Below are 24,203 nucleotides of genomic sequence, written 5' to 3'. Positions count from 1 at the left end.
CGAGTCCTAAAAAATTCCACAATCTATCAACAGAAAAAAATTGTTTAATATCAAGCAATTACGAAAATCTGGGGTCCCTCAAGGTTCCCGGCACTGTGCAATCTTCAAAAAGGCACGAGAGCGGGATCTTGCATTCACTATCAACTAGGGGATAGGGGCTGATTGTGCCCGAAAAACAACCGAAACAGCCACCAGTCCGAGGTTTTACGGAGGTTTACTTGCCTGAGAATCTTTTGCCGATGCTGGCAAAGGCGTTATGGCTGTGAATGCTTTCGTAGTTAAGAACCCTGAGTTCGTAAGAGTCGAAACTGGGGTTGCCGTGGAGTTCCGAAGCTATATTTCTCACGACATCCTCAACAAAGCACGGCTTGTTGTAAGCGCTCATGGTAACGTGGCGCTCATCTTCCCTTTTTAAAAGCGGGTAAAGCGGGGAAGAGGCCCCTCTTTCCGCAATCTCTATTATTTCCTCAAGGCATATCCCTATCGGATCGTTTTCCTTCTTTCCTTCGTGCGTGATGGTTATGAAAACCTTGGAACGCTGGTTGTGAGCCCCGTAATCGCTTATCTCCTTGCTGCAGGGACAAAGGGTCTTGACCGGAACCACTACGCTCTGGGTAAGGCGTATCCCCTCCGGGTGCATTTCGCCGTGGTACGTGCACTTGTAAGGCTGCGGGGATATCTTGCCGCTTACCGGGGCATGCCGGTTGAAAAAGTAATCAAACTCTATTTTGACGTCGGAATCTGCCGAGTTCTGCCTGTCGCAGAGAGCGATCAGGAAAGAAGCCATATTTCCCAAGGAGAAAGATCCGTTGAAATCAAGAGCAGTCTCAAGCAGGCGGCTCATGTGAATTCCCTTCTGGTCGGGGCCGAGGTTAACGCTCAGACTCAGGGAAGCCTGAATATTCTGGTCCTTCTCAGAATCGATCTCGCAGCCTTTTATCTTAAGCGGAATCTTGAGGTCACAGACGCCGACTCTGTCTATGGAGATATTCCTGTAGTCCTTTCTCGCCTGTATGTCTTCAATAGGCTTTTCTTCAAGTTTCATTTTCAAAACATTTTTCCTCTTTGTTCAATAGAGTAACTGCCGCAAATCAAAGACGGGTTCTTCTCAGGACGGGGAATAATACCACAATGAAAACCCTTTGCAACAACCAGAGCCCTCAACGGGGTCTTCAGCGAAGTTTGGGATTGTCCGAGTGCCGCTTCCCGTCTCTCTGTGTTTTCTTCTCAAAATTCTTTCTCAAAACCTCCGTAAGATCAACTCCCGTCTGGTTCGCTATACATGTTAAAACGAAGAAGACGTCTGCAAGCTCGTCCCCGAGTTCCCGGCGATTTTCATTCCCCTTGAAACTCTGCTCCCCGTATGTCCTGGACATGATTCTCGCCACCTCCCCCACTTCCTCGACAAGCTGCGCGAGGTTGGTAAGCTCGGAGAAGTACCGCACTCCCACTTCCCTTATCCACTCGTCGACTTCCCGCTGATACTCCCTGACCGTTATCTCGCCAGACATAAAACCACCCTCGGCTTCTTAGTGCCCACAGCAAATCCTAAAGTTTTTTCCGTTCCCTTAATTCTACCACCCGAACTCTGAAAGAAGCGATTCCCTCATAACCTCGTAACTACGAGAAACAGAAGGCATCGCGTCGCCGCCCACCCCGCTTACATAAACAATACCCGCAACAGCGTTGGTAAGAAAAGCGTAATCACTTGACAGAAGCTCCTCAAGGGGAAATTTCCCGCAGACGGGCTCATAGCCAAGCCGCCCGGCTGAACGCAAAACGATTTCCCTGGTCACCCCAGGCAAAACAGGGCACTCAGAAGACGGAGTGAAAAGCCTTTTCCCTCTGGCCCAGAAAACATTGTGGCACGAGGTCTCGGCCACCCTGCCGTCGGTATCGAGAAAAAGGGCTTCGCCAAAACCCCTCTCGACAGCCCCTCTCTTCGCCACGATATTTCCCAGATAGTTAAGCGTCTTGTGCGAAAAAAGGCTGTTCTGCGGGGCTCTTCTCTCGCTGCAGACCCAAAGAGACAGTGCATCCGGACTCTGCGCGCGGGGTCTTACGGACACAAGAAGCGAGGCCGCCCGGGGCTGTGAGTGATAAACCGTGTCCCCTTGGGCGAGAAGACAGGCTTTTACGTGCAGATCGCCCCCGGGGGACGCTCCCACGGCATGCTCGATTCTGAGCCTTACCCGGGATTCCGGGGGAAACGGGATGCCGAGAAAAGAGGCTCCCTTTCTCATTCTCTCAAGATGCATGGAGAGAAAAACGGGCGGGGATCCCTTCCACCTGAAGCTCTCGAAAACCCCTTCTCCGTAAAAAAGAGCGCGGAGCGCAGGCGCATCCTCAAGCTTTTTCTCGTCGAGAAAGAAAAGTTCCTCCATATCCAATGATTATAGCACCTGTCGGGACGCAATTGATGTGAGAGCCTTTGCCTTGAGCTCCGTCTCCCCGTATTCGTCGTCCGCTTTCGAATCCCACACAATTCCGCCTCCGAACCAGAAATCCGCCCCCTCGGAACTGTTCACCCCGGTGCGGATCGCGACGCTCATGGTGAAGTCCCCGCTCGGAGAGAACAGGCAGATCGCTCCGCAATAAGGGCCTCTTTCATGGGGCTCAAGGCTGTCTATTATGCGGATAGCTTCCCTTTTCGGGGCCCCGGTAACGGATCCGGGAGGAAAAGTGCTGGCAATTATTTGAGAGAGTCCGACTCCCGGGCGAAGGCGCCCCTCGATTTCGGACTCCATCTGGAAAAGCGTACTGTAGCTGCGGACGGCAAAAAGCTCCCTTACCCCTATGGAACCGTACCCGCATATCCTCCCGAGGTCGTTTCTCATGAGATCAACTATCATGAGGTTCTCGGCCCGCTCCTTGGGCTTTTTCCCGAGTGCCTCGGCAAGTTCCCTGTCTCGTCGTGGGTCGGGGTCCCTGCGGACGGTCCCCTTTATGGGTCTCGTGGTAATGTTGTCGCCCCTTCTCCTAAGAAAAAGCTCCATGGAGCCGCTTACAAGCTCAAAACCCGGAAAACCGATAAAGGCGGCGAAGGGAACGGGCTGGGCGCGGTAAAAATCCAGAAACCACGAAAGCGGCTCACCCAAAGGCTTGAAGCGGAACTTTCGCGAAAGGTTCACCTGATAAACATCTCCCGCCGCTATATGCTCCTTTATCGCCGAAATCTTCCGGGCGTATTCTTCCCTTTCAATGTTCGAGCGGGGAAGGGGCCCGGGACCTGCCCTCTCCCGCGGGAAGGCAGAGAGAACTTCTTCCCAAGGGGCCGTGTAAAAGCTGTCTTCTTCGTAGAAATGGAAAAAAAGGAAAGGGAGTTTCTCCCTCTGCTTTGCGTCCGAGGTCGCGACCCCGGGAGTCGTGTAGCTTAGGTAATCGTAGCTTATGTAGCCGAGAGCCGTGTATCCCTCGGCAGCCAGTTTCTCAACCAAACCGAGAGGGTCTTCCGAGAAAGTCTCCTCCCCGGAGCGGGAAAACACTTTGGTCCCGTCGCTTGAGAAGCAGAGGGTGAGGGCAGGGTCGCCGAAAATCCCGGCCGTGGCAGAGGAACCCGAATCGAACCATCCCGCGCCCGAGTCTATCAAAAGGGACTTTGGTCTGTGAAGCTTCATCGCCTCCTCTCTTTGAGACTCAAAGCCCGTCGAGCACTTGGGAACGCGCTTACGACGGGGGAGGCGCGTCGGCTTTAACCGAGCGGTTAAGGATTTCGGCTATGTCCTGGATGCCGATCTCCTCCTCCTTGCCCTTGAATCGTGCGGCGTCGTCAAACATCGTGTTGCAGAAGTAGCACGCCGTCGCCAGGGTGTCGGGGTTAATGTCCGCGGCCTCGTCGAAGCGGTTCCAGTTAACCCTGGGAGCCTCTTCCTCCATCCATATCTTTCCGCCTCCGGCTCCGCAGCAGAAACTCTTTGTCCTGTTCCTCTTCATCTCCACCAGATCGATCCCCGGAATGCTTTTCAGTATCTCCCTTGGAGAATCGTAAACGTTGTTGTAGCGGCCGATGTAGCAGGAATCGTGGTATGTTATCTTCTCCTCGATCGGAGCGTCGGGGTTAAGCCTGCCCTCCTGGATCAGCTGCAGGAGAAAATCGGTGTGGTGGACGACCTCGTAGTGCCCGCCGAACTGCGGGTACTCGTTCTTCATGGTGTTGAAGCAGTGGGGACAGTTCGCGAGAATCTTCTTCACCTTCAATTCATTCAGAGTCTCGATGTTCTGGACGGCGAGCATCTGGTAGAGAGCCTCCTCTCCGAGCCTTCTCGCGGGATCGCCCGTGCAGGTCTCCGCGGGACCCATGACGGCGAAATTAACCCCCGCAATCTTAAGCAGGGTCACTATCGCCTTTGAGACTTCCTGACCCCTCGGGTCGTAGCCCCCGAAGCATCCAGTCCAGTAAATCACGTCAAATTCGCTTGCGTTCTCGGCCGAGACTCCGAGGATGGGAACTTCCATCTCGGAAAGCCAGGCGCCACGGTCGGCCTCAGGGAATCCCCAGGGGTTTCCGTTGTTCTGAAGTTTCTGAAGGGTCCTCGTGGCGGTTCCGCTCATGCGGCCCTCGAGGGTAAGGAACCTTCTCATGTCCATTATCTTGCCCATCTGGTCAATGAAAAGCGGGCACTGCTCAACGCATGCGTTGCACGTAGTGCACGCCCAGAGCTCTTCGGGCGTCACCCACTCGGTGTCGGGAAGATCGGGCTGCTCTTCCTGGGGTTTTCCGGCGAGTATGTCTTTCCCCTCGCTTGAGACGTAGTGGCGAAGCTTAACAACGATGTCCCTAGGAGAGAGCACCTTTTCGGTGTTCCACGCCGGGCAGTTGTCCGTGCATCTTCCGCACTCGGTGCAGGTATAGGCGTCAAGTATGTCCTTCCAGCTGAAATCGGCTATTTTCGAGGAGCCGAAGTGATCAAGGTCTTCGGGGATTTCCTCGAAATCGAGCTTCGAGAGCTGCCCGCGGGGCTTCAGGCTCTGGAAAAAAACATTGAAAACGGCCGTCAGGACATGGCTGTGCTTGGAGTAGGGAAGGTAGTTGAGAAAGGAAAGCACTATGAGAATGTGGAACCACCAGAAAAACTCCTTCCAGAAAAAGGTGCTCCCGGTGCTCATGCCTTCGTAGAGCCCGGAAAAGGCCCCGGACACCGGCAGCATAGCGGGACTCGTCTCGGCAAGCGCTATCCTCGCCCCCGTGGTGAGAAAGGCGGTGATCATGAGGCCGAATATGAGACCCAGTATCACGACCGCGTCGGGCCCGTTAACCTCCCTTCTTCTCCCTATGGTGAGCCTGTTTATTATGCCCATACCTATGGCCACCAGAACTAGGGCCTGCACTATGTCAAGAACCAGCTCGTAGATTCCTCCCAGGGTTCCCGGGAAAAAGTGAAATCCGGGAACGACACCGCTTACGAGCATCTCCACAGTCCCCACCGTTATTATGACGAAGCCCCAGAAGATCATGGCGTGTTCTATGCCGGCGAAACGGTACTTGAAAAGCCTCCTTTGGCCGAACACGTAGACGATTACCTTCCTTATCCTCTCGGGAATGTTGTCAAACCTGTTGTCTTCCTTTTTGCCGAGAGTGACGAGTCTTAGGAGGAGGCGGATGTTGTAGGCGAAAAAACCGAAGGCCGCTATAAGCAGCAGAAGCATTATTGCGGATTTGGGGTTCATCTAGTCTCTCCTGAGCAAGACATGAAAAAAAAAGGCGGTTTAAATTATATTGAATCCGAGGGGTTTAATCAAGCCGGGTGGAGGGTGGCGACCCTAGCGCTATCTAGGCGTCGAGGCACACCCACCGGGAATAGAAACCGTCTTTTTCACAGCACAGAAGAAGCAACACTCAACTCTGTTCGGCGAAAAGCAGATTCACTGCTTCGCTGCCCGCGACATGCTCTCCTGGGCCAGGTTTAACCTCTCCGGCGCCTCTCCCTCCGCCGCGCGCGCAGATCCCAGGTCAGGAGCCTTGCGTTGCGCCAAGGCGCCTTCCCACCGAAGCCGCAAGAAACAGAACCGCTGCGATCAGAAACAGATTAAAAGTCCCGGCATCAAGCTCGTTTCCGCTCCCGGAAGCAATCGCGCATCCTCCGCCGCCGCTGCCGTCGCTGCCACCGCTACCACCCTGTTCCGACCCCGGGTAAATACCGGAACCGAGAACATACTTCGTACCCCCTTCTATGCCGAAATCTGTACGTATGAAATACCCGATCTTGACCGATGTGCCGGGGGAGCGGCCGGGGATGGGGTTCCCCGCCTCACAAAACACATCTTCATCTTCCGGGGACGGCCCGGAAGCAGGTGCTGTCTCTTCACAGAGCACCTCGTCACCAATAACAGTCGGATCTTCCCAAAGGTAAGTGAGGAAACCCTCTCCCGGGGTATCGTCTTGCCTGTCTACCTCTTCTAAAATGCGTTTGGCAACTTCAACTCCGTTATCATCCACAAGACGCAACGACCTGTCTTGAAGCTGCGGGGAGTTTCCGTTAAAAATCCCGTACATCTTATCCGTACCGGTAACTATATAGAAATATATGGAACCCGACTGCCAAGGCGGTTCCCTCCAGCACGGCATAAGCTGAATCATTCTCACCAGCGGAAGCCTTCCCCGGGAGTTACTAACCTCGGCAAACTCCTCGGTAATGTGCGCCTCAACCCCCTCCAGGTAACGCACTAGGCTTGGCTCGTCATTCACCATGTCGGCGCTAAGCCAGCCCTTTCCGGAGAGATCGGGACATGCGTCAAGCGACTTGGAATGATCCGCTTCCCTCAGCTCATGATCAAATCCGCCAACGTGTATAAGGGAATCCCCTGCTTCGCCCGTATCGGAATCCCCAACGGCGCAGATATGCCTGCCGCCTTTCCCGGTCCTGTCGTCCTGAACGCAGACCACCTTGTCACCCGCTCCTTCCGCCATGTCCATCAGTCTCCGGAAAACCGGGATGCCTCTCAAGGATCCGCTCAGGGCCCCGGGATGTCTCCCATGAAAAAGTATGATGTCGCCTGACTGAAAAGGAGCGTCGGTCGCTTCCCCGCCAGTGGACTTGTTAACGGTAATTACGTACGTGTCGCCGTGGCGCCATACTCCGTTATTGTTTCTCAAGGCGTTTCGGAATTCTACTCGACCCTCATCACTTGTGACCCGCGGCTCCCGGTGCTCTTTCATGTGCAGTAAGAAGTTTCTCATATCGTCCATGTCTCCCGCGCTCGCCTCTTTGGCAGTTACGCCATGGTGTGCAGAAGCAGGCGGGGCGACGGAAAAAACTAATATGAACACACAGAGGAAAAACAGGGTGAGTGCCGCGACTTTTTTCATGATTTAAAACCCCTCTTTTTGCTAATTAAGATACAAACTCCTGTAAGCTTCAGGCTTTTATTCTTTGCCAGTTGATAATAACCGGTTAGTTTTGAAATGGAATTTAAACAAAACATACCCTTGATAACGTTGCAGACGAGTGCCGAAAACTCAAGCGATAAAAAGGAGTAAGAAAAAATGATTCGTAAATTTTATGAGGCAGTTAACCACGTTGCGCCCCGGAATATTATTCTCGCACTGCTTGTCCTGGCAACGGGCCACTCCATGGCTCAGGATGCATCCGCAAGAGAAGGGAACCTTGTCGGTAACCGGCCGTATTCAGAAGCGATATCCGGCAGTCTGCACCCCGTGAAAGTTATCACCCGCAGGGACATTGAGCTCTCGGGGGTAAAAAGGATAAAGCATCTGTTGGGTCGGGCGAGTTTTAACAATTTCGGCATTGCAAGGCCGTTGCGCACTCTGACCCTGATTAACGGGCGGCGGGTCTCAGACGCCGGGGTTGACACAGACACCATTCCGATCGCGGCTGTCGAACGCATTGAAATCTTTGGTGACAGCACAAGCGCTCTGCATGGCGGGGGAGCGATCGGCGGCACCATAAATATCGTTCTCAAGAAAAACTATGAAGGCCTTGATATCCAGTTAAACGCCGGGCGTCCCCGCGGTGAGGGCGCCGATTCCGAACACCTAAGCGTTCTCTGGGGCACAAGCGTCGGAGAGGGAAATCTTACTGTCGGGGCGGACATCTTCCGGCGGGACGAGGTACGCGACATCGACCGAGATTACAGCCGTGCCAGATATCAGGCCGGAGGTTCCTTCGCCGACACCGAAGGAGTGTCGTCTCTCGGCAATACGGTTTTCCTGGTAAAAGATGACGGAGGACGGGTCTCGGGAGCGCTGGGCGACTGTGATGAAAGCTTGTATACGGGGGAACTCACGGATCCTCCGGGCGGATTTTTCGGCACCGTCTGCGGGTTTGCCTATGCGGACATCGCGTGGCATCTGGATCGCAGGCAAGATGACCACGCGTTTATGAATTTCAGTCATCCGGTAGGCGACGCAGCCGATATATACATTGAGGGACGCGTAACCAGGGAAGAACTAAGGAACTTGTGGGCGCCGGATCCGAACGTTTTCTCCCTTGCGCCGGACGAGGCGCTGAGAAACAGCCTCATTGAAAGCGGGAACTTTGAGGGTCTTGACGAGAGCAATTTCCCCGAAAGTATCACGGTAGGCCACCGTTTTCTGGGGCACGGCAACCGCCTGTGGGTTTCGGACCTTGTAGATTATGATATTACGCTGGGGCTGCGGGGGGACATTAAGGACAACATAAGATATGACGGCTATGTTCACTACAATCGCTATGACTATGGCGTAGATGGCCATACGTTCATTAATGAACCCGTAATAAACGCCGCTATTGAGAGCGGAGATTACGACATCCAGAATCCGCTTTCCGAAGCCGAAGAGCACAGGGCCGCGATCAGGGAAAGCAGCGTGCGGAGCGAGTCTAAATACAAAGATGAACACCTTGAGGCGGGGGTAGCGCTTGACGGCCCGCTGCTTGAGCTCATGGGCAACAAGCTTCGCTGGAGCGCCGGTCTGCAGGTCGCTAAAGTGGAGCAAAGCAATTCCAGAAAATATTTTAATCTTCGTGGTGAGCCGGTTAACGCGGATGATGTATTGGGGGGATCTTCGCAGTCGCTTATGGCCGATCGTCGGCGCCTGTCAGCTTTCGGCGATATTTTGGTGCCTTTGGGAGATGCGGTGGACGTGTCGTTTGCCCTCCGCCACGATGATTTTGATGATGTCGGGGGAGCCTTTTCGCACAGGATAGCGACGCTTTACCGCGTAATACCCAATATCGCGTTGCGCGCATCATGGAGCGGGGGAGCGCGAGCACCCGGACTTGCAGCCCTGCATGTGGAGGAATTTGTCTATTACCCGTACGTATGCGACGCTGACACGCCGACTCCCGATTGTTCCAGAGACCAAGTGCGGGTGGTCACAGACAGTAACCCGGAACTGGAACCGGACGAGGCCGAAAGCCTTGGCGCCGGTGTCTCCGCGGGCTGGGGTCCGTTCTCAGCCGACTTTGACTGGTTTCGTCTTCGTCTTCAGGAAACACCGGCCACTTTGAGCACGCAGTTCGTCGTCAGCCTGGAGAGAAGCGGGAGGCTTAGCGAGTATCCGGGACTGAGCGTGATGCGTTCTGACGGTCGATTAACAGAAATCCGCAACCCGCTGACCAACAGCGGAGAGACTGACATGGACGGGTTTACGGCCCGGCTCGGCGGCGACCTGAAAACCGATCTGGCGAATTTCATGCTCAATGCCAACTGGATTAGGATAACGAATTACGAAAGGCGCGTAGGAGTGGAGACGCAGCCCGGAGATATTCCGCGCAACCGTATTCATGTTCTGCTCCGCGCAGACCGAAACGACCTGACAGCGCAGTGGAACATGCACGCGGTTACGTCTTTTCGAAACGAAACCGACACCAAAACCTTCAGAAGGTGGACGGGGCACGACATCGCGCTTAGCTGGAGAAACGCTTTTGGTTTCAACTGGTTCGAGCTCACGGGAGGCGTTCTGAATATCGGCAACGAGGGCCAGTCCCGTCCTGATTCCGATGAGGATCACATATTGTACATTGATTCGATCCTGGGACGTACGTTGTTTCTGACCGCAAAGTTTGAGATCTGATACGCACAGCCGCTTTTTTCTAATGAGCTGTTGTTGGTAAAAAGACCTGACCCTGTATAGAAACGTTTTCTTTTCGAAAAAACTACGTTCGTGTATTCTTACAGGAACGTGAAGATCTTTCTCTACTACGACTACATCTGCCCTTTCTGCTTTCTGGCCACCGAGAGGGTGCTTGACCTCGCAAGGGAGTTCAGCCTCGAAGCGGAGTGGCTCGGCGTTGAGATTCACCCCGAATACCCGGCCGAGGGAAAAAGACGGAAAAAAACGGAGAGGACCACCCGTATCTCGGAAACCCTTGAGAACGTGGCCGCCGAGGCCGGAGTGGAGATAAAGCTCCCGGGATTCGTAACCAATTCGAGGCTCTGCCTTGAGGGAGCGGAGTTTGCGAAGGAGAAAAACAGCTTCATGGAGTTTCACAAGGCCTGCTACACGGCCTATTTCAGGGAGGGAAAGAATATAGGTCTTCTCGAAACCGTCCTCGAGGCGGGCGAGAAGGCGGGTCTTTGCCCCGAGGAACTCTCAGGGTCTCTTCGGAAAAAAAGCTTTTCAGAGAAAATAGAAAAGAACATGGAAAGCGCCCGGGAAAACATGGTCCTCGGCGTCCCCACCCTTTACCTTGGTGAACTCAGGATACACGGGATCCAGCCGCTTGAATCATACAGAAAACTTATAGCGAGGGAACTCCTGCGGGAACAGCCTCTTCACTGACCTATAAACCCTAGGAGATATCGGCAAAGCGGGTTATTCCCCCGTTCGCAGGTGAACCTCGCTTATCATCCTCGGGGTTGAGGAAACCACCGTGAAAGTTTTTCTTTCGAAAACTATCACGGTTCCAGGGGCGGGAATCGAGCCGTGTGTGTAAAGAAGGAATCCTGCCAGCGTCTCGTAATCTTCTTCCTCCGGAATGGCAAGCCCGAGGCCGTCGTTAAGCCGTCCTATCTCGACCGTGGGGTCTATGAGATACTGCCCGGCGCCGAGCCTTCTCCACGGGGTCTCGCCGGTGTCGTACTCATCCTCTATCTCCCCCACCACCTCTTCGATTATGTCCTCGAGGGTGATGATTCCCACCGACCCCCCGTACTCGTCAACCACAACGGCCATTCCGGCACGTCCCCCCTTCATCTCGTCCATAAGTTCGTTCACAAGCTTTGATTCCGGAACGTAGAAGGGAGGAAGGGCGTATTGCTCGACGCTCTTGTCAAGATCCTGCTCGCCGAGAACGTAAAACGAGTTGAGTATGCCGGTTATGTTGTCGACCCGGTCGCTGAAAATCGGAATTCTCGAGTGGCTTTTTTCGGCTATGAGCCTCTTGACGTCGCGAAGCGTGGACCTTCTCTCAAGCGCGTCCACCCTGACAAGCGGAATCATTATCTCTCCGACCGTGGTCTCGGAGTAGCCGAAAATTCTGCGAAGAACCCTTCTTTTGTAGTCCGAACTCGGCTTGTCCTCGTCTTCTTCCATCACGTCCTCAAGCTCCTCACGGGTTATGGAACTCATGTTCTGGCCCGGACGGTTCAATATCCCTCGGGTAAAGAGGTTGACGAAGAAAAGCACCGGGTAGAAAAGCTTGGAGAAAACCCAGAGCGGATAGATGATCCAGAGCACTATTGAGTTCCGCTTGCTCTCGAATACCGCCTTGGGAACCACCTGGCCGAAAACGACGATGAGCGGGGAGAGCACGGCCACCGTGTAGAGACCGCTTCGCTGCCCGAAAATCTCCTCGAAATAAAAGGTGAGCACCAGGGTGTTTATTATGAGCGAAAGGTTAACCCCTATGAGGGTGGTGCCGATGAAGCTTTCGATCTTCGAGTGGGCGTCAAGAACCAGCCCCGCGGCGGCGGAGCCTTCCTCGGCAAGGGACCTCATCTTTATCTTGTCGCAGGAGATGAGTGCTATTTCCGAACCGGCGAAAAACGCCTGCAGAAGCAGAAACAGCAAAATAAGAATGACCACTAACTCAATGGACATCGCCGCGCGCCTCCTTATTAACGTCAACCCTTATCTCGGAAATCCTTTTCCCTTCCCTGCTCTTTACCGTGAAAACCAGCCCGCCGAACCCTATTTTCTCCCCCTCGGCGGGCAGTCTCCCGAAAAGATCGAATACGAAGCCGCCCATGGTCTCGTTTTCCATCCGAAGCGGGATCACGGCCTCCTCCAGTATGTCTCCCAGGTTCTCAAGCCCCGCCGAACGCGCGACCGAGAAAAGGTAGTCGTCGTTGAATTCCTCTATCTTCATTCCCCCGGGAATCGTGATCGCGCCCCCGCGGACCGCGGGCGCAACCCTGTCGGGCACCGACCTTTCATCCTCTATCTCTCCGAAAAGCTCCTCCAGTATGTCTTCCATGGTCACCAGCCCGTCAAACCTTCCGTACTCGTCGACCACTATCGCTATGTGAATCCTGTGCATCTGGAGCTCCCGTAGAAGCGCCCCCGCGGGCTTGGAGCGGGGGATGAAATACGGCTTCCTCAGGCACTCGCTCACGGTGGCCGCAAGGTTGTGCTCGGTAAAATTCCACTTAAGAAGATCCTTGCCGTAGAGAACGCCCACTATGTTGTCCTTCTCCTCCTCGTAAACCGGGATCCTGGAGCGGCCCATCTGGCGGACCCGTCCCACGGCCTCTTTGACCTCAATATCGTGGGGAAGCGTGAAGCAGTCTATGGAGGGAGTCATTATCCCGTGGGCAGGCAAGTCCTCAAGCCTGAAAAAGCCGTCGGCAAGGTATTTTTCAACCTCGTTGAGCACTCCCTCGTCCCTCCCCATTCCCACCAGGACTTCAAGCTCGTCAGAGGAAATGTAGTTTCCCTGCGCGCGGTGTCCAAGGTCCGCCCCGAAGGCCCTTATGAAAAAGCCGGAGACGAACAGGATCGCCCACCTGATCGGGGTGACCGCGACGTGGAAAGAATAAAGGGGAAGAGCAACCGCCTTCGAGATCGTCCTCGGGAACTTAACCCCGGCGGTCTTGGGAACGATTTCCCCGAACACAAGGAGCGTGGGAGAGGCTATGGCCAGGGATATGAGGGCTACTGTCTGCTCTGGGGTGTCCTGGAGATATTTTCTCGCCGTGAGAGCTATCACGCTTGAATAGGCTATGTTGAATATCTCGTCTGCCAGAAGAACCGTAGTGATTAGCTTGTGGGAATTTGAAAGGAGCTTCCCTATGGCTGCAGAAACTCTGCCTCCCTGCTTCGATATGCTTTCTCTCTGCGGACGGCTGAGGGAGAAAAGCGCCCCCTCGCTGAAGCAGAAAAACGCAGAGCAGCACAGCAAAAAAAGAATCAGAATGAAATTTTCGCCCAAAAAATCTTACCCCCGTGGATGAATCAGCAGAAGTGCTGAAACCCAGCGGTATCGTAAAAAACCTCCTCTCCCCCCTCGTCGAAAAACCTTATTTTCCGCCCGGCGGTAACAGAACCGATTTTCGAGATGGCAATCCCGCAGAGACGCGAAACCTCCTCTATCGAGGCGCGGTTCTGCGAAGGGGAGGTGAAAAGAAGCTCGTAGTCCTCCCCGCCGGAGAGCGCGAGGCGGTAACCGTCCTCCGAGAACCTGCCGCAGAGGGAAAGAAAACCGGGGGAAAGCGGAAGGCTGCCAAGGTTTACTTCGGCCCCCAGTCCGTGCTCGGAAGTCAGCTTCTCAAGGTCGCAGAAAAGCCCGTCGCTTACGTCTATCATCGAAGAGGCTATCCCGTGTTTTGCGACCATCCTGCCAACCTGAAGACGCGGCGTAGGCTCGATGTGCCTTGAAACAGCGCTCTCGCATCCGTCAGTCCCGCAATCGCCCGAGAGGGCCCTCAGGCCCAGGGCGGAATCCCCCAAGGTTCCGGTAACGTATATGTCGTCTCCCTCAGAAGCCCCCGAGCGCAGGACGATATCGTCGCTTGATACCTCCCCAAGCGCCGTCATATTTATGAAAACGGTTTGGGATTCCGAGAGATTCCCTCCTATAAGGCAGACATCAAACTCCCGGCACCCCTCTCCCACTCCTTCCGAGAGATCCTCTATGAACTCCATTGAGTCAGCGCTACGACAGCCGAGGGAGCAGAGAAGGTACCTCGGCACCGCTCCCATCGCCCCTATGTCGCTCACGGCGACGCAGACCGCCTTCCTGCCGAGCTGCCTCGGGGTCTGAGTTCCCAAGCGGAAGTGAACGCCCTCGACAAGGGTGTCCGTCGAGGCGACAAGGCATGCTTTGTCTCTGATTTTTACAACAGCGGAATCGTCCCCTATCCCCGTCAAAACTTCTTTCTGAGTAGCCTTGAACCTGTCAGCCAAAAATCTCAAGGCGTCTTCTTCACCCATTTGCAGTTAGAAATTGTATTGTAAACGCAGTTGCGTGTCAATTGAGCCGACGCATCCGAAAAAATTTTTTCTCCCCTGTATACAGGCACGAAAGCGGGGTTTCGGGTGGGTGGAGATCTGTTTTTTCTTGACACTAAAAACCGATGCAATTAGAATTGAATTCCACTTTCCGAAGGGTGGGTCGGGATCTTTTCTGGAGTATCCGTTTTAGGGTTGTTCTTTGCTTTTCAGGAGAAGAGCTGTTGAAAAAGACAGAAGAAGTTGCGCACGACAACCTAGCTGCTGAAAACTACAAATCGGAACAAAAAATAGAGTTTGACTGGGACGCCGTTCTCGAAGGCGTCAAGAAAGACCTTTACTTCCCCCCCTCATGGCTGTTTTCCATAAAAGTCGCAAAAATCGAGGGGAAGATGGTCACGCTTGAGGCGAAAACCCACTTCCAGGCCCTCTGGGTAAAAAACCATTACCTGCAACTGATAAACGATGCTGCCCGCAACCTCTACGGAAAAGAAGGCTTCCAGGTAACCATAGACGCAGGCGAAGAGAACTCCGTAGCCCGTGAAAGTAAAAAGGACAGGGTCTTGGACAACGGGGGAATCACAGAACCGCATGACCCCCAGACAGCGAGCTTTTTCAGTTCATCCAACACGTTTGACAACTTTGTCGTCGGGCCCAGCAACCAGTTCGCCCACGCCGCCTCATACGCCATAGCGGAGAACCCAGGAATGGCCTACAACCCTCTTTTCATACACAGCGGAGTGGGCCTCGGGAAAACCCACCTCCTCCACTCTATAGGGAACCACATACTCAAAAAGTACGGAACCCGTCTGAACACCTTTTGCATCTCAGCCGAGCACTTCACAAACGGGGTGGTGCAGAACATAAAGACGGGTTCGATGGATAAGTTCAGGAACCTATACAGGCTGAACTGCGACGTCCTGCTGATAGACGACATACAGTTCATCGCCGGCAAGGACAGCACGCAGGAGGAGTTCTTCCACACGTTTAACTCCCTTTACACCGCGAAAAAGCAGATAGTTATAACCAGCGACAAGCCGCCCAGCGTGATGAAAAACTTCGAGGAGCGCCTGAAATCTAGGTTCGAGTGGGGGCTTACGGCCGACATACAGACGCCGGAAGTAGAAACCAAGATAGCTATCATAGAAAGAAAAGCCGAGGAGGAACAAATTGAGATTCCAGCCGACGTGGCTTCGTTTGTGGCCCAGAACATTCTCTCCAACATAAGGGAGCTTGAAGGCTCGGTGAACAAACTCTTTGCCTACTCCAAGATGTTCAGAGAGAGAATAACCCTTGAACTGACAAAGCAGCTCCTCAGCAACCTGGTAAAAAAAGAGGCCCCAAAAATAATAACCATAGACCTTATCCAGAAAGAGGTGGGTTCCTTTTTTGAACTCACTGTAAAGGACCTGAAATCCAACCAGAAGCAGAAAAAAATCTCTGGGCCCAGGCAGATAGCGATGTTCCTTTCGAGAAAATACACATCCTCCTCGTTCCCGGAAATAGGAAGCAGGTTCGGAGGGAAAAACCACTCCACGGTTGTCCACGCAGTAAAAAACGTTGAGAAAAAAATCGGAAGAGATCCTTCAGTCTCAACCGCCGTCACGGCGCTCTCAACCACCCTCGAGAAGTTCATCACGTCCTGAACCAGTCAAAAGACAACCTGTTAGAGAAAACTGAAAATGCTGTGCAAGAATCTTTGTTTCCGCACAGGTGTGGAACGAACAAAAAAGGAAGGTGTGAATATCTGTTGGGAAAAAGAAAAGTTATAAACACGGTCCTTAACAGAAAAGTCTAGATATTTTAGAGGATTTCACTGATTTCACCCTTTTCACAACAATTACTACTACTGCTACTAGAAAAGTTTAAAACTCATTAAAGAATAGAAACAGTAGTAGAAGAGCATCGGGGCTTGTGGTTTATGGTTTTGTAGAGAAAAGTGGTTATTATCATATGGAGAATCTATTTACATATAAAGGAATAAAGAAAAGAAGCTTTTTTCCGAAACCGGAGGTTTTTCTCTCAAGATGATGTTTAAAATCAAAGGCGGAGATTTTTCAAGAAAGCTGGGAATGATCCAGGGGGTCGTGGAGAAAAGAACGACCATGCCGATTCTCTCCCATGTTCTTATGAGTTCTACAGACAAGGGCCTGTTTCTGGAAGCCACTGATCTTGAAAACACGGCCAAGGTTTTCTGTGATGCTCAAACGGAGGGAGAGTTCAAGATGGCGGTCCCCGCAGGAATCCTTTCGGATCTTGTGAGGGAGATCAAAGAGGAAGAGGAAATTTCGGTTACCGCTACCGAGAACAACTGGATTGAGGTCGTCACCAGCTCGGGTTCTTTCAAAATAGCGGGGCTTGCGGCCGATGATTTCCCCAGGATACCTGAAGTTTCGTCGGAGAACCTGTTCCAAGTTTCTTCCGAGAGGCTTGAGGAAATGATATCCAAGACGGTCTTTTCCGTCTCCGATGATGAAATGAGAAGAAGCCTCTCAGGGGTGTTTTTCGAAAAAAGAGGAGAGCAGACGCTCAGGCTTGTTGCCACTGACGGCCACAGGCTCAGCTTTGTCGATGAGAAAATAGAGAACCTCAACCTGGCGAAAGATAATATCCTAGTTCCCAAAAAAGCGGTTATGGAGATAAGAAGACTCCTTCGTCTCTCGAAGGAGGTCAGGATCGGGAGCAGCGGAAACTTCTTTGTTTTTGAACTAAAGGATGAAAACCTTGTTTTTATTTCCAGAGTGATTGACGCTGAATTCCCGGACTACATGCAGGTGGTTCCGGTCTCGACGAAAAACACGGTCACGGTCGACGCCTCCAAGCTTCTGGTTGCACTCAGGAGGGTTTCCCTTTTCTCCGCGGACAACGTGAGGGGTGGGGGCAGGTTTGTGGAGATGGCCTTCGGGGGAGGGAGCCTGCTTCTCGGCGCCTATCTTAACACCGGCGAGGGGAAAGAAAGCATACCGGTTGAGTATTCAGGGGATGAGGTGAAGCTCGGTTTTAACTTCACGTACTTCCAAGATGTTCTTGACGCTGTGGGATCTCCAGAAGTGATAATCGGTTTTTCCGGCCATAAAAACCCGGTTTACGTGGTTCCCTGCTCAGAAGGCGAAAAGCAGGACGGCTACGTGAATGTGATAATGCCAATGGAACTTGACGCCAGAGCGGCGGAGGGGCAGGCGAGGGGATAATCCTCGTACCTTTAAGATGCTAGGTGGATTCATCGGAGTCGATTTTTCCGGCGGGAAGGTCAGTACCGTAACCGTAAGAAGGGGACTCAAGGGGACCGAAGTCCGCAAGGCCTCCTTCACCGGGGGGCTTGGGAGTGGCGACACAGCGGCTTTTCTCAAAGGCGAAATCTCTCTCGGGACCAGAGCCGTTACCGGAATCTGTTCTTCCCCGCTTCTTCTCAGGGTCCTCAAATTTCCTTTCTCCGATTCAAAGAAGCTCAGGGGGGTTTTCCGCTTCGAGCTTGAGAACTCAACCGGGTTCACCCTGGGAGAGGACGTGCTGTCCGACTACCACGAGGTGAAGAGACTAGAAGGGACCGAGGTCATAGTTCCCGCTTTTGAGAAGGAGGCGTTTGAGGACTATCTGGGCTCCCTGCAGGAGTCTGGTGTGGATCCGGATCAGGTGACTTTCACGCCTGTTGCGTTTTCTTCACTGGGAGAGCTTATTGAAGGGCCGAGACCGCTTCTCCTTATAGACGCCGACCAGGACTACCTCAATTTCTCATTTTTTGACGAAGGCGGGCTCAGCAGGGTGAGGAACTGCGACGACGCCCTAGAGAGAATAAAAAAAACCCTTGCCACGGATGTCCTTGACTTGGGACAGATAAACGGCGATGAGGAGAAGAAAGGGGCGTTTCTTGAAAGCTGCCGCTTCATCGCAGAAGAGATAAGAAACACCATACGCTACTTTGAGGGAGAGACAGGAGAGGAAGTAAAGAACTTGGTTCTCACCGGAGGGATATGCGAAGTAGATGGAGTTGCAAAAGAACTTACCGAGCAGCTCGGTCGGGAAGTAAAGAGAATTTTCATAGAGCAGCTCGGCCACAAGGACTCTCCTTTTTTCGCAAGGGCGTACGCTCTTGCACTTTACGGAGGCTCCTCCGGCAAGGGAGGAAGACTCAACCTGAGGAGAGACGGATACAGGCCGCGGGGGATGGCGGGGGGTTTGTTAAAGGAATTTCGGGTTCCCGTCGCCCTTTGCGCCGCACTGCTTCTTGTGTTTGTTTTCGGGCGCGTGACGGAAGTGGTTTCCGCCAGGAGCAAGATGAATTCCGTACGCTCCGAGATGGAGATGGATCTGAGGAGGGAGTTTCCAGAAGCTGCGGGGACGCAGGACCCGGTCGCTTTTTACAGGGGGAAGCTTGAAGTCATCAACCGCAAGCTTGACATACTGAAGCAGGTAAGAGGAGCCCACAGCCCGCTTGAGGTGCTGACGGCGGTTTCCGCCGCCATTCCGAGGGATGTGAGTTTCTCTGTTGACGAAATAAGGATCGAGGACGGGGGCAGGGCCAAGATATGGGGCAGGAGCGATTCCTACGAGGAGATAGCGTCGATAGAGAAAGCCTTCTCCGAGTCCGGCAGCTTCACCCAAGTGAAGATGGGACAGGTCGGAAAGGCCATTAGCAGCGGTTTGAAATTCGAAATATCAATGGTCGTCAGGTGAAAATGAAGGAGCTGGTGCAAAGACTTATGCAGGGACTCAAATCCCTCCTCTCGGCGGTTCTGGGAAGAGCCGAACCCTTGGCGCGAAGGGTAAGGGAGCTCATAGACAGGGGAGAATTCTCCGCGAGGGATATCCGCGCCCTCAAGATAGCCGCCGCGGCTCTTGCCGTTTTCATACTCTTTTCGGCCTACAGGGCGGTTTTCCCTGGGGGTTCCGAGGTAAAAAGCGAGGTAAGCCAGGTGAGACTGCAGCTAAGCGAGATGAGGTCCATTAAGGAGGAGTACCGCTACTCCAGGGATCTCCTGGCCGAGTTCAGCGGCTCGATGAAGGAGGAAAGGGATGCGCTTATTTCGGTTGCGGAGAAAGCGCTCGTAAGAAACGGCATAGATCCCCGCTCATTTTCCATAAGGGGAACAAACCCGTCGGTCAGGGGAAAGGGGATAAACCGGGAAAGAGCAGTCCTGATCAAGATAAACAAGGTGCCCGTCCCAAGGGTGCTTAACGTCCTCTATACCTTTCAGAGAAGCAAGACCATACTCAAGGTATCGGACCTTAGGATAAAAACCAGGTTCGACAACCCCAACCTGACTGACGTCTCGTTCCAATTGTCCACTTTTTCCTTCAGTGAATCGTGAGCGGAGAAAAAATGAAGATAAAGACCAGAATCAAAATGCCGGAGAAAATCTCCGTCCGTCTCTACATCGGGGTTTTCTTCGCGTTTCTTCTGATTTTTCTTCTTTTGGGGTTTCCAAGGGACTCGGTCGAAAGAAGAATCATCTTCGAGATACAGAGCAACTCCCCGGTTCCGGTTCTGATAGGGGGTGCGGACCTGAGGGGTCTTTCCTCGATTGAACTCAGGGACATCCGCGTGATGCTCGGGGAAAGGGAGCCGCTTGTGATTGACAGGGCCAGGGTGAGCACCGGGCTTCTGTCCGTTATTTTCTCCGACGACACCAGGATTTCCTTCTCCGTCGATGCCTACGGCGGGAAGATAGACGGCAAGGTTTCACAGAACATGAAGAAAAAAAGCGTCACAAGCGCGGAGGTGGACATAAATTCCGTCGAATCCTCGACCGTTTCACGTCTTTTTCTTGAGGACGAAGGGATATCCGTTAGCGGGAAGATAGACGGAACCATAAAGCTTATCGGGGAGGGGGAAAGCGGAGGGATATCGAAGATGGAATACCTGGTGTCCTCTACTTCTCTTTCGGTTGCCATAGACAAGGTGCAGGGGTTTGAGGTGGGGGAGGAGTACAGGAACCTGAGCGTTGTGCTTCGCGGCACCGCAAACCGCTTTGAATCGCGGGTCGAGAAGCTTTCCCTCACGAACCCGCAGCTCTCCCTGCAGGCGGAGGGAAAAGCCCCGTCGCCGCTTCGCTTAAGAAAGGGGGCTGCCCTTGATCTCTCCGTTACATTCAGGCCTTCTCCCGAGGATGTGAAGCTTGCTCTTGTCGGCAGTTTTCTTGGTTCCCGCGGAGACGGCAGCTTCTCCGGAAGAATCCGGGGAACGCTTGCGGAGCCCAGGATTTTAAAGGGGAACGGAGGCAGTTAAGAGCCCCGTTTTTACCCCCCTGCGGGCTATTTGACTTTGCCCTACCCCCTCGCTATCCTTCTCAAAAATATTCTCCTTAAGACTGGATAATGGACTCCAAAAAAGAACTTTCCGACGTAAGAAAAAAAATAGACGCCATTGATTCCGAGCTGCTTGAACTTGTAAACAAGCGGGCCGAGCTTGCGATAGAGGTAAGCGCACTCAAGAAAAAGGATCTTTTGGGAATTTACGACCGGAGCAGGGAAAGCGAGGTGGAGGGCAAGATAGCGGAAACCAACTCCGGTCCCCTCTCCGACGAGGACGTCCTTCTTATTTTCAGGGAGATAATATCGCGCTGCAGGTCCCTTCAGCACCAGGAGAAAGTCGCCTACCTAGGACCCGCGGGCAGCTTCTCAAACCAGGCGGCGTTTCGGAAGTTCGGTGCCGCCTCGGAGTTTTTTCCCGTAAACAGCCTCGAGGATGTGTTCGAGGAAGTGCACAGCCAGAGGGCCGATTTCGGCATAGTACCCGTCGAGAACTCGGTTGAGGGCTCGGTGGGGGACGTGCTTGACATGCTCGTCCGGTGGGACCTTGACGTCTCGTCCGAGTGTTTCGAGCGTATTGAACACTTCCTGCTCTCCATTGACGGAGACGCCAGTAAAATAAGGACGGTGGCCTCGCATCCCCACGCCCTCGGGCAGTGCAGGAAATGGATTGCCTCGAACCTCTACGGCGTCGCGCTTCTTGAGACCCCGAGCACGGCGGCGGCGGCGAAAATAGCCGCGAGGGACGAGAGCGTCGCCGCGATCGCAAGCGAGTTCTCAGGGTCGATATACAACCTGAAGACAATACAGAGCTACATAGAGGACAGCCCGCGCAACACGACCCGGTTCGTGGTGGTGGGAAGAGAGAAACCTCCCCCGAGCGGAGAAGACAAGACTTCGATCGCCTTTTCCGTCAAGGATGAGCCGGGAGCGCTTCACGCGACGTTTTTCCTCCCCTTTTCCGAATCCGGCATAAACCTCACCAAAATCGAGTCCAGACCCTCGCGCGACGGGCAGTGGGAGTACGTGTTTTTCGCCGACTTCTCGGGACACCGCGAAGAGGAGGCTGTAAAGGAGGCCCTAGAGAGGGTGGAAGCCAACTGCGTTTTCCTCAAAGTGCTGGGATCCTATCCCGCCGAAACACCGGGATGAAGGCGGGCTTGGCGGACGAACCCCCCATGGAACCAAGAGCAAGCGTAAAGAACCTTATTCCCTATATTCCGGGAAAGCCGATCGAGGAGCTCGAGCGGGAACTCGGAATCCGGGGCGCGGCCAAGATGGCTTCGAACGAAAACCCCCTCGGCCCCTCCCCGCTTGCGAAAAAAGCGCTTTCAGAACATGTCTCGAAGGTAAACCTTTATCCCGACGGGGGCTGCTTTGAGCTCCGCCGGAAACTTTCCGAGAAGCTCGGGGTTCCCGAGGATACGATAGTAATCGGCAACGGCTCGAACGAGGTGATAGAGATCGTCGCAAGGACCTTTCTCGAGCCCGGGGACGAGGCCATCTACGGACGCCACGCGTTTATCGTCTACCCGATCGTCACCCAGTCGCTCGGGTGCTCTCACGTCGTCTCCCGGATGCCGGATCTCACGCACGACCTCGAGGACATGCTTTCCCTGGTGACCGAGAAAACGAAGATCATCTACATCGCGAATCCGAACAACCCCACCGGGACGATAGTGAGAAGGGATGAGTTCGAGTGGTTCCTCGAGCGGGTTCCCGAGAACGTGCTGATACTCGTGGACGAAGCCTATTTCGAGTACGTGGACGACCCCGAGTATCCGGACACGCTTCGCTACCACTCGGTACGCGAATCGCTCGTGACGGTGAGGACCTTCTCCAAGATTTACGGTCTTGCGGGGCTCAGGGTCGGCTACGGGGTTGCGTCAAAAGAGGCGGTTTCCTACATGGACCGGGTAAGGGAGCCGTTTAACGTGAACTCGGCCGCGCAGGCGGCGGCCTGCGCAGCGCTTGACGACGATAGACACGTCGCCCGCTCAAGGAAGCTTAACCGCACGGCAAAGGAGTATCTGCGCGAGAAGCTGGGCGAACTTGGGGTCAGGTACACTGAGTCTCATACGAATTTCCTTCTCGTGGATCTCGAGAGGGATCCGATGCCGGTTTACGAGGCGCTTCTTCGCGACGGGGTGATAACGAGGCCGGTGGGCGGCTACGGACTTAAAACGCACCTGAGGGTAAGTTTCGGCCTCGACAGCGAAAACGAAAAATTCATTGAATCGCTTGGGAGAATTCTCAGAAGATGACTTTTGAAAAAGTGGCGGTGGTAGGTCTCGGCCTTATAGGAGGTTCCCTCGCGGCGGCCCTTCGCGAATCGGGGGAAGTCGGGGAAGTCTTCGGGATCGAGCGGGACACTGAGTCACTCCGCTTCGCCCTTGAAAACGGGATCACGGACACGGGCGCTTCTGAAATCGGCCCCGGCATGTCGGGGTCAGAAATAGTTGTCGTCGCGACCTACGTCGATGTCATAGCGCAGGTGGCCAGGGAAGTTTCCGGATTCGTTTCCCCCGGCACGGTGGTTTGCGATGTGGGAAGCGTAAAGGCTTCTTTGGTAAGGGAAATGGAAAAAGGCCCCCAAAATATCCGTTTTGTCGGAGCCCATCCCATCGCGGGGAGGGAAACATCCGGCGTAATGGAGTCTGACTCCGGTCTTTTCTCAGGGAAAAGATGCGTTGTCACTCCCACGGAAAGCACAAACCCCGAAGCTCTCTCCATGGTGAAAACGCTTTTTTCGCTAGTTGGAAGCGAGGTGGTCGAGATGAATCCCGAATCCCATGACGAGATCTTTTCGCTTGTAAGCCATCTTCCCCATGTGGTCGCCTACTCGCTTGTGAGCGCGGTGGCTTCTGGGGGAGGAGACAGAAACCTTTTTGATTTTTCAGGCGGGGGCCTTGCCGACTTCACCAGGATCGCCGGCAGTTCCCCTGAGATGTGGGCCGGTATTTTCATCGAGAACCGCGAGGCGCTGCTTGGCGCCATCCGCGGCTTCGCGGGAAAGCTCGGGGAAATTGAAAAAGCCGTCGCCTCCGGTAATGTAGAAAATCTGACAGTTCTTTTGAGGGAGGCCCGGGATTCAAAGAGGAATCTCGGGGAGTGAGCAGACAATGTCTGAGAAGATAAAGAAGACGGACGAGCAGTGGCAGGAGGAACTCTCCCCCGAGGAGTTTCTTGTTACGAGGAAGAAGGGCACCGAGAGGGCCTTTACCGGAAAGTACCACGACCATCACGAAAAGGGGATGTATGTGTGCGTCTGCTGCGGGCAGAAGCTTTTCCGTTTCTCAGAGAAGTTCGATTCCGGCACGGGATGGCCGAGCTTCTGGGAGCCCGTCTCGCAGGAGAACATAGAGGAGAAGACCGATCATTCCCACGGGATGACGAGAACGGAGGTTCTCTGCTCAAAGTGCGACGCACACCTGGGACATGTTTTCCCCGACGGCCCCAAGCCTACCGGGCTTAGATACTGCATAAATTCTGCCTCTTTGGATTTTGAAGAAGAGTAGCAGGGAAGTGGCGACGGGTGGGTTCGAACCACCGACACAGGCCTTATGAGAGCCCCGCTCTACCCCTGAGCTACGCCGCCCCCTAAAAAAAGGTAATTCGAAAAGCA

Annotated in this window: 20 protein-coding genes and 1 tRNA gene; 11 read left to right on the top strand and 10 right to left on the bottom strand. The window is 53.8% G+C overall.

Annotated elements, in window-relative coordinates; translation table 11 throughout:
• Positions 1–214 precede the first annotated feature (214 nt).
• The 6 genes from F4Z13_04650 to F4Z13_04625 form a co-directional block, all read right to left on the bottom strand.
• Positions 215–1,045, bottom strand: a complete 831-nt coding sequence (locus tag F4Z13_04650; protein MXZ48526.1) for a GTP cyclohydrolase I FolE2 — start codon at positions 1,043–1,045, stop codon at positions 215–217.
• 127 nt (positions 1,046–1,172) lie between these two features.
• Positions 1,173–1,511: a nucleotide pyrophosphohydrolase gene (locus F4Z13_04645; protein MXZ48525.1), complete on the bottom strand. Its 339-nt coding sequence runs from the start codon at positions 1,509–1,511 to the stop codon at positions 1,173–1,175.
• A 63-nt stretch (positions 1,512–1,574) separates the two neighbouring features.
• A complete protein-coding gene (locus F4Z13_04640) occupies positions 1,575–2,384 on the bottom strand; it encodes a hypothetical protein (GenBank protein MXZ48524.1) in 810 nt (269 codons plus the stop codon).
• Positions 2,385–2,393: 9 nt separating this feature from the next.
• The gene (gene pabB / locus F4Z13_04635; protein ID MXZ48523.1) at positions 2,394–3,617 is read right to left on the bottom strand and encodes an aminodeoxychorismate synthase component I; all 1,224 of its coding nucleotides are present in this window, start codon (positions 3,615–3,617) and stop codon (positions 2,394–2,396) included.
• 49 nt (positions 3,618–3,666) lie between these two features.
• Entirely contained in the window at positions 3,667–5,667 is a 2,001-nt protein-coding gene (locus tag F4Z13_04630; protein ID MXZ48522.1) for a (Fe-S)-binding protein, read from the bottom strand.
• Positions 5,668–5,950: 283 nt separating this feature from the next.
• Positions 5,951–7,306: a hypothetical protein gene (locus tag F4Z13_04625; protein MXZ48521.1), complete on the bottom strand. Its 1,356-nt coding sequence runs from the start codon at positions 7,304–7,306 to the stop codon at positions 5,951–5,953.
• A gap of 177 nt (positions 7,307–7,483) precedes the next feature.
• On the opposite strand from F4Z13_04625, the gene F4Z13_04620 reads away from it, so the two are divergent.
• Both F4Z13_04620 and F4Z13_04615 read left to right on the top strand, forming a co-directional pair.
• The gene (locus tag F4Z13_04620) at positions 7,484–10,012 is read left to right on the top strand and encodes a TonB-dependent receptor (protein MXZ48520.1); all 2,529 of its coding nucleotides are present in this window, start codon (positions 7,484–7,486) and stop codon (positions 10,010–10,012) included.
• A 90-nt stretch (positions 10,013–10,102) separates the two neighbouring features.
• Positions 10,103–10,720 (top strand): thioredoxin domain-containing protein, encoded by a 618-nt coding sequence (locus F4Z13_04615; GenBank protein MXZ48519.1) that lies wholly within the window; start codon positions 10,103–10,105, stop codon positions 10,718–10,720.
• Positions 10,721–10,753: 33 nt separating this feature from the next.
• On the opposite strand, the gene F4Z13_04610 is transcribed toward F4Z13_04615, so the two are convergent.
• From F4Z13_04610 to thiL, 3 genes are read right to left on the bottom strand one after another with little or no spacing between them, the layout of a single operon-like run.
• Positions 10,754–11,980 (bottom strand): HlyC/CorC family transporter, encoded by a 1,227-nt coding sequence (locus F4Z13_04610; GenBank protein ID MXZ48518.1) that lies wholly within the window; start codon positions 11,978–11,980, stop codon positions 10,754–10,756.
• Entirely contained in the window at positions 11,970–13,310 is a 1,341-nt protein-coding gene (locus F4Z13_04605) for an HlyC/CorC family transporter (protein MXZ48517.1), read from the bottom strand. The genes F4Z13_04610 and F4Z13_04605 overlap by 11 nt, the downstream gene beginning before the upstream one ends.
• Positions 13,311–13,333: 23 nt before the next feature.
• Positions 13,334–14,311: a thiamine-phosphate kinase gene (gene thiL, locus F4Z13_04600; protein ID MXZ48516.1), complete on the bottom strand. Its 978-nt coding sequence runs from the start codon at positions 14,309–14,311 to the stop codon at positions 13,334–13,336.
• A 143-nt stretch (positions 14,312–14,454) separates the two neighbouring features.
• Here thiL and dnaA point away from each other — a divergent pair, with 143 nt between their 5' ends.
• The 9 genes from dnaA to msrB all read left to right on the top strand — a co-directional run bounded on the left by dnaA (position 14,455) and on the right by msrB (position 24,096).
• Entirely contained in the window at positions 14,455–15,975 is a 1,521-nt protein-coding gene (gene dnaA, locus F4Z13_04595) for a chromosomal replication initiator protein DnaA (GenBank protein MXZ48515.1), read from the top strand.
• 381 nt (positions 15,976–16,356) lie between these two features.
• The gene (gene dnaN / locus F4Z13_04590) at positions 16,357–17,520 is read left to right on the top strand and encodes a DNA polymerase III subunit beta (protein ID MXZ48514.1); all 1,164 of its coding nucleotides are present in this window, start codon (positions 16,357–16,359) and stop codon (positions 17,518–17,520) included.
• Between the two features lie 16 nt (positions 17,521–17,536).
• Positions 17,537–19,003, top strand: a complete 1,467-nt coding sequence (locus tag F4Z13_04585) for a hypothetical protein (protein ID MXZ48513.1) — start codon at positions 17,537–17,539, stop codon at positions 19,001–19,003.
• A 2-nt stretch (positions 19,004–19,005) separates the two neighbouring features.
• The gene (locus F4Z13_04580; GenBank protein MXZ48512.1) at positions 19,006–19,638 is read left to right on the top strand and encodes a hypothetical protein; all 633 of its coding nucleotides are present in this window, start codon (positions 19,006–19,008) and stop codon (positions 19,636–19,638) included.
• A gap of 11 nt (positions 19,639–19,649) precedes the next feature.
• A complete protein-coding gene (gene gspN / locus F4Z13_04575) occupies positions 19,650–20,555 on the top strand; it encodes a type II secretion system protein GspN (GenBank protein MXZ48511.1) in 906 nt (301 codons plus the stop codon).
• 89 nt (positions 20,556–20,644) lie between these two features.
• Positions 20,645–21,730, top strand: a complete 1,086-nt coding sequence (gene pheA, locus F4Z13_04570; GenBank protein MXZ48510.1) for a prephenate dehydratase — start codon at positions 20,645–20,647, stop codon at positions 21,728–21,730.
• 26 nt (positions 21,731–21,756) lie between these two features.
• Positions 21,757–22,842, top strand: coding sequence for a histidinol-phosphate transaminase (locus tag F4Z13_04565; protein ID MXZ48509.1), 1,086 nt, complete (start codon positions 21,757–21,759; stop codon positions 22,840–22,842).
• A complete protein-coding gene (locus F4Z13_04560; GenBank protein MXZ48508.1) occupies positions 22,839–23,693 on the top strand; it encodes a prephenate dehydrogenase/arogenate dehydrogenase family protein in 855 nt (284 codons plus the stop codon). The genes F4Z13_04565 and F4Z13_04560 overlap by 4 nt, the downstream gene beginning before the upstream one ends.
• A gap of 7 nt (positions 23,694–23,700) precedes the next feature.
• Positions 23,701–24,096 (top strand): peptide-methionine (R)-S-oxide reductase MsrB, encoded by a 396-nt coding sequence (gene msrB / locus F4Z13_04555; GenBank protein ID MXZ48507.1) that lies wholly within the window; start codon positions 23,701–23,703, stop codon positions 24,094–24,096.
• An 8-nt stretch (positions 24,097–24,104) separates the two neighbouring features.
• Here the strand turns inward: msrB and F4Z13_04550 are convergent.
• A tRNA-Met gene (locus F4Z13_04550) sits at positions 24,105–24,176 on the bottom strand.
• Between the last annotated feature and the right edge of the window lie 27 nt (positions 24,177–24,203).

The organism is Candidatus Dadabacteria bacterium (genome assembly GCA_009837205.1).
Classification (GTDB): Bacteria; Desulfobacterota_D; UBA1144; order Nemesobacterales; family Nemesobacteraceae; genus Nemesobacter.
This window is presented reverse-complemented; position numbering and strand designations above follow the sequence as displayed.